Genomic DNA, 13210 nt, shown 5'->3' with positions numbered 1-13210 from the left:
GATCGACCGTGGCATCGGCCCGGAGAACTTCGTTGCCGTGTCGTTCCCGCGCTCGTACGACATGACGGTCACCGTCATGGCCGTGGCCAAGTCCGGTGCGGCGCACGTCCCCGTCGACCCGACCTATCCGGCCGACCGTGTGCGCTACATGCTCGACGATTCCGGGGCCACCCTGGGCATCACGTCGTCCGAGTTCGTCGGCGGACTGCCCGACGACGCGGAATGGTTGCTGCTCGACGACCCGGCGTTCGCTGCGGACGTCGAATCCCGTTCCGCCGCACCGATCACCGACGCCGACCGGGTACGCCCGATCCGGGTCCACCACCCCGCCTACCTGATCTACACCTCGGGGTCGACCGGCAAGCCCAAGGGCGTCGTCGTCACCCACACGGGTCTTGCGGGCCTGAAGGACATGGTCACCGATCTGTACGGGGTGACCTCCGATTCGCGGTTCCTCCAGATCTGCTCGCCGAGCTTCGACCCGTCGGTGCTCGAGTGGATGGCGGCCTTCGCATTCGGCGCGACGCTGGTGATCGTGCCCGCCGGGATCATCGGCGGACCGGATCTCGCCGAACTGCTGAAGACCGAACGCGTGACCCACACGATCATCACGCCCGCGGTGCTGGGCACGATGGACTCCACGGGCATCGACAGTTTCGAGGTGCTCTCCGTCGGTGGCGATGTGACGACGCCGGAGTTGCTGGCCGAATGGTCGCAGCGCACCACCTACGTCAACGCGTACGGCCCGACCGAGGCGACCATCGTGTCGACCTTCGGCGAGATGGAACCCGGACGTCCGATCACGATCGGCGAACCCATCGTGGGTATGACGGCCCTCGTGCTCGACTCGCGTCTGCGTCCCGTGGCCGCCGGTATGGCGGGTGAGCTCTACGTGGCCGGCCGGGCACTCGCCCGCGGCTACCACCGCCGCAACGCGCTGACCGCCGAACGGTTCGTCCCCAACCCGTACGGCGAACCCGGCGACCGCATGTACCGCACCGGCGACGTCGTCCGGTGGCGGCCCGTCGAGGACCGGCTCGAGATCGAGTTCGTCGGCCGCAGCGATTTCCAGGTCAAGGTGCGCGGTTTCCGCATCGAACTCGGTGAGATCGACGCGGTCCTCAGCACACACGAGTCGGTGAACTGGGCGACGACGGTGGGCCGGTCCACCCCGTCCGGCGCTACCGTCCTCGTGTCCTATGTGCTGCCCGTCCGCGGCCGCACGGTCGACACCGCGGAGCTGACGGAGTTCGTGGCGCGGTCGTTGCCGCCGCACATGGTGCCGTCGGCGATCGTGGTGCTCGACGAGGTGCCGCTGACCCCGGTGGGCAAGCTCGACCGTGATGCTCTGCCGGAGCCGGTGATCGAGGAACGCGAGTACCGCGCTGCGGAGAGCGAGATCGAGCAGATCATCGCGGAGGTCTTCGCGGAGGTCCTGCATCTGGACAAGGTGAGTGTCGACGAGTCGTTCTTCGCGCTCGGTGGCGACAGCATCGTGTCGATCCAGTTGGTGTCGCGGGCGAAGGCGCGTGGTGTGGTGTTCACTCCGCGCGACGTCTTCGAGCGTCGGTCGGTGGCGGGCCTCGCCGAGGTCGCCACTCGCGCCGACGAGACGCAGGCGGTGCGCCTCGAGGAGCTCTCCGGCGGTGGTGTCGGCGACGTGCCGCTCACTCCGATCATGCGCGAGGTCCTCGGCTGGCCCGGCGGCTTCGACCGCTTCTCGCAGACCGTCGCCGTGACCCTCCCGGCCGACATCGACAGGGACGTGCTGACCCGCACCATCGGAGCGGTGATCGACCACCACGACGCGCTGCGCTCGATCCTCGAACGCGATGCCGACGGAGAGGTGACCCTGCGGGTCCGCTCCGCGAGCACCGTGGATCCGGGCGCCCTGCTGACTCGGGTCGAGGTCGCGGCCGACGTCGACGACGCCGAGCTCACCGAGATCGCCTCCCGCGAGCTCGATTCCGCGCTCGGAGCACTCGACCCGTTCGCCGGCTCGGTGCTGCGATTCGTGTGGTTCGACTTCGGCTCGGCCGAACGTCGCGGCGTGCTCCTCGTCGTCGCCCACCACCTGGTGATGGACGGCGTGTCGTGGCGCATCCTGCTGCCGGACCTCGGTCTGGCCTGGGGACAGATCGTCTCCGGTGAGCAGCCGCGGCTCGAGGCCGTCGGGACGTCGTTGCGCCGCTGGGCCCACGGCCTTGTGGACGCCGCGGCACAGCGCCGGTCGGAACTGCCGCTGTGGGAACGGATCCTCGAGGGACCGGACCCGCTGCTCGGCGAGCGTCCCTTCGACCCCGCCGTCGACGTCACGTCCACCGTCGAACGCATCGAGATGAATCTCGACGCCGCGCAGACCGATGCACTGCTCACCACGGTGCCGGCACTGTTCCGCGGCGGTGTCGCCGACGGGCTGGTGGCCGCGCTCGGGCTGGCACTCGTGAGCTGGCGCCGCGACCGCGGCATCGAATCCTCCTCGGCCCTCGTGAAGTTCGAGGGTCACGGTCGCGAGGAATCCGTGGTGCCGGGCGCCGACCTGTCCCGGACGGTCGGCTGGTTCACCAGCGCCTACCCGGTGCGGGTCGACCTGACCGGTATCGACGTCGACGACGCCGTCGCCGGTGGCGCCGCGATGGGTGCAGCGGTCAAGGCCGTCAAGGAACAGCTGCTGGCCATCCCGGACAAGGGCATGGGCTTCGGTCTGCTGCGCTACCTCGATCCGGAGTCGTCGGCACGACTCGCCGCGATCGCGCGGCCGCCGCAGATCAGCTTCAACTACCTCGGCCGCGTGTCCTCCGCGGACGTGCCGGAGGGGCTCGCCGAGATCGGCTGGGCCCCGACCGACGCGCTGGGACGCGTCGACGCCGCCCTCGATGCCGACATGCCCGCGAGCGCGGCGGTCGACATCAACGCGATCGTCAACGACGGTGCGGACGGTCCGCAGCTCGGCGCGAACATCGCGTTCCCGGCGGGTCTGCTCGACCGCGAGGACGTCGACGAGTTCGTGCAGCACTGGCGGGCCGCTCTCGCGGCACTCGTCACGCACGCCGCCGACCCCGCAGCCGGTGGACTCACGCCCTCCGACGTGCCGCTCGTCTCGGTCACCCAGGCCGATCTCGACCGCTGGCACGTGCGCTACCCGTCGCTGGCGGACGTGTGGCCGCTGTCGCCGCTGCAGTCCGGTCTGCTCTTCCACGCATTGATGACCGGCGAGGACGACGTCGACGTCTACACGATGCAGGCCGTCCTCGACCTCGAGGGCGAGGTGGATCCCGAGCGGCTCCACCGCGCCGCACAGGCACTGCTCGACCGGCACGCCAACCTGCGGACGGTCTTCGTGACCGACGCCGACGGCGACTCGGTACAGCTCGTGCTCGACGACGTGCAGGTGCCGTGGCGCACCGTCGACATGTCCGCGGAGGTCGCCGCGGACGGCGTCACCGCCACGGTGCCGTTCTGGAAGGACGAGGAAGCACGCCGCTTCGTCATGGACACCGGACCGCTCATGCGGTTCGTCCTCGTGCATCTCGGTGACGGCCGCTACCAGCTCGGCGTGACCACTCACCACGTGCTGGTCGACGGCTGGTCGATGCCGCTGCTCATGCAGGACCTCATGGCCCTGTACGCGACCAGGGGAGAGGTGTCCCTGCTGCCGCGGGTGCGCTCGTACCGCTCCTTCCTCGAATGGGTCACCGCCCGCGACCGCGAATCCTCGCGTGAGGCGTGGGCGCAGACCTTCGCCGGCTTCGAGGAGCCGACGCTGCTCGCCCCGCAGACCCCGCGCCATCCCGGACTGCAGGGCGACGACCGGGTGAAGGTCGAACTCGACGCCGAGCGACTGGTCGCCGTCAGCAGCGCCGCCGCGCGCCTCGGCGTCACGGTGAACACGCTCGTGCAGGCCGCCTGGGGTGTGCTGCTCGGCCGCCTCACCGGTGCCGAGGACGTCGTCTTCGGCGCCACGGTCTCGGGTCGCCCCGCCGACCTGCCCGGTGTGGAGTCGATGGTCGGTCTGTTCATCAACACGCTGCCCGTGCGGGTCGCCTTCGATCCGGATGAGCCCGTCTCGGTCTTCCTGGAACGCCTGCAGGGCGAGCAGGCCGCACTGCTCGGCCATCACCATCTCGGACTCACCGAGATCCAGCGGGCGACGAGTCCGTCGGTCGCCTTCGACACACTCACAGTGTTCGAGTCGTACCCGCTCGACGAGGAGGCGCTCGCCGAGCAGTCCGCCTCCATCGACGGCATGGCCGTCACGGGTGTGGGCACCCACGACGCGACGCACTACCCGCTGAGCCTGTTCGTGCACCTGCGGTCCGCGCTCGAAGTCGAACTGCGTTACCAGCGAGCGCTGTTCGACCGTGATCAGGTCGAGACGCTCGTCGAGCGTTTCGTCCGCGCGCTCGAGGCGATGGCGCAGCAGCCGGAGATGCCGGTCGGTGACATCGCGCTGCTCGGCTCCGAGGAACTCGACCGGATCCTCCACGCGTGGAACGACTCGGATCACGCTCTCGACGGGACCGCGCTGCTCACCACGCGTTTCGACGCGCAGGTGGCACGCACCCCGGATGCGGTCGCGCTCTCCTACGAGGGCGAGGAACTGACCTACGCCGAGTTCGACGCGCGGGTCAACCGTCTCGCCCGGCACCTGATCCGCCGCGGTGTGGGACCGGAGTCGCTGGTCGGCCTCGCCGTCCGTCGCTCGACGGAACTGCTCGTCGGCATGTACGCGATCGTGCGGGCCGGCGGCGCCTGGGTGCCGATCGACCCGGATCACCCGGCCGACCGCATCCGCCACATCCTCGACACCGCCGACCCGGTGTGCATCGTGACCACGGCGCGCGACGAGTTCGAGATCCCGTCGGGCATCGCCGTCGACGCCGTGGAGATCGACCGTCTCGACCTCGCGGACGTGCCGGCGACACCGATCGGCGACGAAGACAGGCTCTCGCCGCTGCGTCCCGACAACACCGCCTACGCGATCTTCACCTCCGGTTCCACCGGGCGGCCGAAGGGCGTGGCCGTGACGCACCGCGCGATCGTCAACCAGACGGAGTGGATGCTGCACGAATTCGAGATGACCTCGGAGGACGTGTACTTCCAGAAGACCGCGACGACCTTCGACGTGTCGCTGTGGGGCTTCTTCATGCCGCTGAGCGTGGGCGCGAAACTCGTGATCGCCACCCCCGACGGCCACCGCGATCCGGCCTACCTGTCGGAGGTCATCGCCCGCGAGAAGGTGACCATCACCGACTTCGTGCCGTCGATGCTCACCGTCTTCGCCGCGCACGCCGACGCCGCCTCGTGCAGCACGCTGCGCGACATCTTCGTCATCGGTGAGGCCCTGCCGCCCGAGACGATCGACGGTGTGCGCCGGATCAGCTCCGCGGACATCGACAACCTCTACGGGCCGACCGAGGCCGCGGTCTCGGCGACCTACTGGCAGGCCCCCGCCGAGGGACCGGTCGACGTCGTGCCGATCGGCGTGCCCGAGTGGAACGTCCGCGCGTACGTGCTCGACGGTCGTCTGCGGCCGGTGCCGGTGGGTGTCCCGGGTGAGCTCTACCTCGCGGGAGTCCAGCTCGCACGCGGTTACGTCCGGCGACCCGATCTCACCTCCGACCGGTTCGTCGCCAACCCCTTCGGTGAATCGGGCGACCGGATGTACCGCACCGGCGACCTGGTGACGTGGAACGGCGACGGCGAGCTCGAGTACATCGGCCGCACCGACTTCCAGGTGAAGTTCCGCGGTCAGCGCATCGAGCTCGGCGAGATCGAGACCGCCCTGCTGGCACACGAATCGGTCAACCAGGCCGCGGTCCTCGTGGCCCAGACCCAGACCGGTGACCAGCTCGCCGGCTACGTCGTGCCGGTGCCGGGGCACGAGATCGACAGCGGAGCGCTGATCGAGTTCGTCTCCGGCTCCCTGCCGTCGTACATGGTGCCCGCCGCCGTGGTGGTTCTCGACGAGTTCCCGCTCAACACCTCGGGCAAGCTCGACCGCAAGGCGCTGCCCGCGCCGACCTTCGAGGTGCGCAAGTTCCGCGCCCCGCGCACGCCGGTCGAGGAGATCGTGGCAGGCGCCTTCGCCGACGTGCTCGGCGTCGACCGCGTGGGTCTCGACGACGACTTCTTCGCGCTCGGTGGCAACTCGCTGATCGCCACGCAGCTCGTCGCCCGCCTCGGGTCCGCGCTCGACGTCCGGGTGCCCGTGCGGGCCCTGTTCGAGGCCTCGACCGTCGAGGCGCTCGCCGCGCACGCCGAACAGCACACCGGCGCGACCGGGCGTGCCCCGCTCGTGCCGCAGCCGCGCACCGACCGCATCCCGCTGTCGCTCGCGCAGCAGCGCATGTGGTTCCTCAACCGCTTCGACAGCTCGTCGGCCGCCGACAACCTGCCGGTCGCCGTGCGGCTCACCGGCGCGCTCGACGTGGAGGCCCTGCAGGCGGCGGTCCGCGACATGCTCGACAGGCACGAGGTGCTGCGCACGATCTACCCGGAGGACGACGGGCGTCCCTACCAGCTCGTCCTGCCCACGGCCGACGCCGCACAGCAGGTCGTCGCCGAGGACGTCGACCCGGCGGACGTGCCGGACCGGATCCGCGAGATCGTCACCACCGGTTTCGATGTCACCTCGGAGTTGCCCCTGCGGGTGGCGCTGTTGCGCCTGAGCGAGACCGACCACGTACTGGTCTTCGTCGTCCACCACATCAGTGCCGACGGATGGTCGATGGCTCCGCTGACCCGGGACGTCATGACCGCCTATCTCTCCCGTGCCCACGGGGAGGAACCGGGCTGGACGCCGCTGCCGGTGCAGTACGCCGACTTCGCGGTGTGGCAGCGCCGGGTGCTCGGCTCCGAGGACGATCCCGAGAGCGTGCTGTCCGCGCAGGCGGCGTACTGGCGGGAGGCATTGGCCGGACTTCCGGACGAGCTGAACCTGCCGATGGACCGTCCGCGCCCGCCGGTGCAGTCGTTCGCCGGCGGCACGGTCGGACTCACGATCGACGCGGATACGCACCGCGCCGTCGCCGAACTCGCACGCCGGACCGGCACGACGATGTTCATGGTGATGCACACGGCGCTCGCGGTGTTCCTCGCCCGCATGGCCGACACCGACGACGTCGCGATCGGTACCCCGATCGCGGGCCGTGGTGAGCACGAACTCGACGACATGATCGGCATGTTCGTCAACACGCTCGTGCTGCGCAGCCGGGTGGACGGTGGGGAGAGCTTCACCGATCTCCTCGCGCGGGTCCGGGAGACCGACCTCGAGGCGTTCGCCCACGCGGACATCCCGTTCGAGCGGCTCGTCGAGATCCTCGCACCGGAGCGGTCGACCGCCCGTCACCCGCTGTTCCAGGTGGCCCTGTCGTTCGAGAACCTGCCGTCGGCCGGTCTCGAACTCCCGGGCCTGACGGTCTCGGGTGTCCCCTTCGACGTCGACACCGCCAAGTTCGACCTGTCCCTGACGCTGCGCGAGCAGTACGACGAGACGGGCGAGCCCGCCGGCATCGGAGCCGAGTTCTCCTACGCGACGGCCCTGTTCGATCGCCGGACCGTCGAGGAGTTCGCGCGCAGGTTCTCGATGCTGCTCACCGGTGCGTTGGTCGATCCGCAGGCGCCCGTCGGAGACCTGGCGATCCTCGATGCGAGCGAGTTCGACCGGCTCACCCACGTCCACGGCGACCGCGTCAGTGCCGGGGGAAGCCTCACCGACATCCTCACGACCGGTGTCGCGATCGACCCCGACGCCGTGGCGGTGCGCTACGAGGGCCGCTCGATCACCTACCAGGAACTCGACGAGACCTCGTCGCGTCTGGCCCGTCTGCTCATCGAGCGGGGTGTCGGACCGGAGAACATCGTCGCGGTCGCGTACCCGCGGTCGTACGAGATGGTGCTGAGCGTGTGGGCGATCGCGAAGACCGGCGCCGCCCACCTGCCCGTCGACCCGACCTACCCGACCGAGCGCGTGCGCTACATGCTGTCCGATTCCGGTGCGGCACTCGGCCTCACAGGTGGTGCGCACATCGGCGACCTGCCGGACGAGGCCGACTGGCTCGTGCTCGACTCGGCGGAGACCACCGCCGCACTCGAGGCCCGGTCGGCCGATCCGATCACCGATGCCGAGCGGCTGCGCCCGATCCGGCTCGACCAGCCGGCCTACGTGATCTACACGTCGGGTTCGACCGGTCGACCGAAGGGTGTCGTCGTCACGCACACCGGACTCGGGGGAGTGGTCGACACCGCGGTGGACCTGTACCACCTGCGGGCCGGGCATCGCTTCCTGCACATCTGCTCGCCGAGCTTCGACCCGTCGGTGCTCGAGTGGATGGCGGCGTTCTCCAGCGGCGCCACGCTGGTGATCGTGCCCGCCGGGATCATCGGTGGCCCGGATCTCGCCGAGCTGCTGAAGACCGAGCGCGTGACCCACACGATCATCACGCCCGCGGTGCTGGGCACGATGGATCCGACCGGCATCGACAGCCTCGAGGTGGTCTCCGTCGGCGGCGACGTCACCACGCCCGAACTGCTCGCGCGGTGGGCGCCGGGACGGAAGTACTTCAACGGCTACGGCCCGACCGAGACGACGATCATCTCGTCCTTCGGCAAGCTGCAGCCGGGCCGGCCGGTCACCATCGGCAATCCCACGCACGGCGTCTCCGCGCTCGTCCTCGACGCCCGGCTCCAGCCGGTGCCCGAGGGTGTCGCCGGTGAGCTGTACATGGCCGGTGGTGCGCTCGCACGCGGCTACCACGGTCGCAGCGGCCTGACCTCGGAGCGCTTCGTCGCCAACCCGTACAGCGCCGACGGCTCCCGCATGTACCGCACCGGCGACGTGGTGCGCTGGCGCTCGATCGACGGTGGCCCCGTCGAACTCGAGTTCGTCGGCCGCAGCGATTTCCAGGTCAAGGTGCGCGGTTTCCGCATCGAACTCGGCGAGATCGACGCGGCGCTGACCGAGCACGAGACGGTGGACTTCGCGGCGACCCTGGGTCGCACGACCGGCTCGGGCGCCACCGTGCTGGTGTCGTACGTGCTGCCCGTCCGCGGCCGCACGGTCGACACCGCGGAGCTGACGGAGTTCGTGGCGCGGTCGTTGCCGCCGCACATGGTGCCGTCGGCGATCGTGGTGCTCGACGAGGTGCCGCTGACCCCGGTGGGCAAGCTCGACCGTGATGCTCTGCCGGAGCCGGTGATCGAGGAGCGCGAGTACCGCGCTGCGGAGAGCGAGATCGAGCAGATCATCGCGGAGGTCTTCGCGGAGGTCCTGCATCTGGACAAGGTGAGTGTCGACGAGTCGTTCTTCGCGCTCGGTGGCGACAGCATCGTGTCGATCCAGTTGGTGTCGCGGGCGAAGGCGCGTGGTGTGGTGTTCACTCCGCGCGACGTCTTCGAGCGTCGGTCGGTGGCGGGCCTCGCCGAGGTCGCCACGCGGGCGGAGAGTTCCGGCCCCATCCGCCTGGCCGAGCTGCCCGGCGGCGGTGTCGGCGAGGTGCCCCTCACCCCGATCATGCGCGACGTGCTCGGCTGGCCCGGCGGCTTCGACCGGTTCTCGCAGCTCGTGTCCGTCACACTGCCGCAGGGCATCGACCGGGACGTGTTGACCCGCACCATCGGTGCGGTGATCGACCACCACGACGCGCTGCGCTCGATCCTCGAACGGGGTGCCGACGGCACGCACGTCCTGCGGGTGCGCGCGGCCGGCACGGTCGAACCCGGCGCGATCCTCGACCGTGTCGAACTGTCCCCGGACGTCGACGACGCCGGGCTGACGGAGATCGCCAACCGGGAGATCGATGCGGCCCTCGGCCGTCTCGATCCGTCGAGCGGTTCCGTGATCCGCTTTCTGTGGTTCGATTTCGGCGACACGCGCCCGGGCATCCTCACGGTCGTCGCCCACCACCTCGTGGTGGACGGCGTGTCGTGGCGCATCCTGCTGCCGGACCTCGGTCTGGCCTGGGGACAGATCGTCTCCGGTCAGGAACCGCAGCTCGAGGCGGTCGGGACGTCGCTGCGTCGCTGGGCCCACGGCCTCGTCGAGGCGGCTCCGTCGCGGCGGAGCGAACTGCCGCTGTGGGAACGGATCCTCGAGGGACCGGACCCGGACCTGGGTGCCCGCCCGTTCGATCCCGCCGTCGACACCATGGCGACGGTGCAGCGACTCGAGATCTCCGTCCCGGCAGCCGACACCGATGCGTTGCTGACGTCGGTGCCGTCCCTGTTCCGAGGCGGTGTCGCCGACGGTCTGGTGGCCGCGCTCGGACTGGCGATGGTGCGCTGGCGCCGCGACCGTGGCGTCGAGTCCTCGTCCGCCCTCGTGAAGTTCGAGGGTCACGGTCGTGAGGAGGCAGTGGTGCCGGGCGCCGACCTGTCCCGGACGGTCGGCTGGTTCACCAGCGCCTACCCGGTGCGGGTCGACCTCGCCGGAGTGGACGTCGACGACGCCTTCGCCGGTGGGACCGCGATGGGTTCGGCGGTCAAGGCCGTCAAGGAGCAGCTGCTCGGGATCCCGGACAAGGGCATGGGCTTCGGTCTGCTGCGCTACCTCGATCCGGAATCGTCGGCGCGCCTTGCCGAGATCCACCGCTCGCCGCAGGTCAGCTTCAACTACCTCGGCCGGGTGTCCTCGGCGGACGTGCCGGAGGGGCTCGCCGAGATCGGCTGGGCGCCCACCGACGCGCTGGGCAAGCTCGACGTGACCCAGGACGCCGACATGCCGGCCAATGCGAGCGTGGACATCAACGCCGTCGTTTCCGACGGTGCGGACGGCCCGCAACTCGGCGCGAACATCGCGTTCCCGGCGGGTCTGCTCGACCGCGACGACGTCGACGAACTCGCGCAGCACTGGCTCGAGGCGTTGAGCGCCCTCGCGCGGCACGCCGCCTCGCCGGCCGCAGGTGGCCTGACCCCGTCCGATCTGCCGCTGGTCGACATCGACCAGAAGGAGATCGAGACGTGGGAGCAGCGCTACCCGTCGCTGGCGGACGTGTGGCCGCTGTCGCCGCTGCAGACCGGTCTGCTCTTCCACGCATCGATGACGATCGATGACCACGTCGACGTCTACACGATGCAGGCGGTCCTCGACCTCGAGGGTGCGGTGGATCCCGACCGCCTGCGGGACGCGGGACAGGCACTGCTCGACCGGTACCCGAACCTCCGCACGGCGTTCGTCACCGACGACGAGGGGCAGTCGCTCCAACTCGTACTCGACGAGGTCGAACTTCCGTGGCGGACGGTCGATCTCACCGATCGTGCGGACGACGCCCGAGAGGCGGGGCTCGCGGAGGTGCTGGCCGACGAGCAGGCCAGGCGTTTCGACATGGAGACGGCGCCGCTCATGCGGTTCCTCCTCGTGCGGTCCGGGGCGGATCGCTACCACCTGGCGGTGACGAGCCACCACATCCTCCTCGACGGCTGGTCGATGCCACTGCTCATGCAGGACCTCATGGCCCTGTACGTGCTGCGCGGAGACCGCACGGTGCTGCCGCGCGTGCGTTCCTACCGGAACTTCCTCGCATGGCTCGCCGAGCAGGATCACGCCGCCTCGCTCGACGCGTGGGCGCAGACCCTCCAGGGGCTCTCCGAGCCGACGGTGATCGCACCGGTCCAGCGCGACCCCGACAACGAGGCCATCTCGAAGGTCTCCGTCCTGGTCGACACCGATCACACCGCCCGGCTGACCGCGCTGGCCACCGAGCTCGGTGTCACGGTGAACACGCTCGTGCAGGCCGCCTGGGGTGTGCTGCTCGGCCGCATCACCGGCAACCCGGACATCGTGTTCGGCGCCACGGTCTCGGGCCGCCCCGCCGACCTGCCCGGCGTCGAGTCGATGGTCGGCCTGTTCATCAACACCCTGCCGGTGCGCGTGCGGGTCGATCCGCACGAGTCGGTGGCGCGCTTGCTGCAGCGTCTGCAGTCCGAACAGGCGGGTCTGCTCGACCACCACTACGTCGGGCTGTCCGAGATCGAGCAGCGGGTCGGGAGCCCGATCGGCTTCGACTCGTTGCTGGTGTTCGAGTCGTACCCGATCGACCGCGAGGCGCTGTCCGACGCGGCGGGGTCGATCGACGGTATGACGATCACCGGGGTCGGGGTGAAGGACGCCACGCACTACCCGATCACCCTCATGACGGTTGCCGACACTCGGATCGACCTGACCTTCAAGTACCTGGAGCGGTTCTTCACCGAGCCGGAGATCAGGAACATCTCGGAGCGGCTGGTGCGCGTGCTCGACGCGTTCGCCACCGATCCGGAGTCTGCGGTCGGCGACATCGACCTCGTCGACGCGGAGGAACTCGCCCGCATCGTCGCCGAGTCCGGACCGTCCACCGCGGCGGTGGACACCGGCGCGCGGACGCTGGCCACCGTCTTCGCCGAGGTGGTCGAGGAGGACCCGGCGGCGCCGGCGCTCTCGCTCCCCGCCGATCCGGAGGTCGGAGGTGAGGGAACGGAGATCGCCTACCGGGAACTCGACGCACGGTCCTCCCGCCTGGCCCGGCTGCTCATCGGCCGGGGACTCGGCACCGGAGACGTGGTCGCGATCGCGATCCCGCGCTCGGTGGAGTCCGTGGTCGCCCAGTGGGCGGTGGCCAAGACCGGTGCCGCGATCGCGCCGGTCGATCCCACCCGCGCCGACGGGCAGCTGCCCGCCGGAGCCGGTCTGGGACTGACGGTCGCCGGTACCGCCATGAACGGTGCGGACGGCTGGCTGGTCGTCGACGAACCCGGTGTGCGGGACGAGCTGGCGGCCCAGCCGGCGGATCCGGTGACCTATGCCGACCGGTTGCGTCCGGTCGGCTCGGCGGACCCGGCGCTCGTGCTGTCGTCGCGGACGTTCACGAACGCCGAGCTGGTCGAGCGGATCGGGACGCTGCGGGATCGGTACGAGCTGACCTACGAGTCGCGCAGCCTCGCGGTGGGCGGCGTCGACATCGAGGCGGTGGCGCTCGAACCGCTGGTCGTCTCGGCGACCGGTGCCGTCGTCGTGGTCGTGCCCGAGGGCGCGTCGTCGGGTACGGCACTGGACAGCGTGCTCTACAACGAGTGGGTCACCCACGTGCACCTGCCCGAGGCGTCGCTGAGCACGCTCGAACCCGGTTCGCTCGAGGACCTCGCGGTCGTCGTCGTGGTGGACGACGCACCCGACGGGTTGCTCGAGGAGTGGGGCGCGGCACACCGCCTGTACCGGCTCTCCGACCTGGACTGA

1 protein-coding gene (running past one end of the window) is annotated in these 13210 nt (G+C 70.2%); it reads left to right on the top strand.

What is annotated here, in order from left to right; translation table 11 throughout:
- Window positions 1-13210, top strand: the 3' end of a protein-coding gene (locus U9J23_RS17355; RefSeq protein ID WP_326599406.1) for a non-ribosomal peptide synthase/polyketide synthase. The gene continues 16373 nt to the left of window position 1, outside the view; only the last 13210 of its 29583 coding nucleotides appear in the window; the start codon falls outside the window, past its left edge; the stop codon is at window positions 13208-13210.

The sequence above is a fragment of the Rhodococcus sp. PD04 genome (genome assembly GCF_035918275.1).
GTDB classification, from domain to species: Bacteria; Actinomycetota; Actinomycetes; order Mycobacteriales; family Mycobacteriaceae; genus Rhodococcus; species Rhodococcus rhodochrous.
Note: the sequence above shows the minus strand (reverse complement) of the source record. Positions and strands in the feature narration are given on the sequence as shown.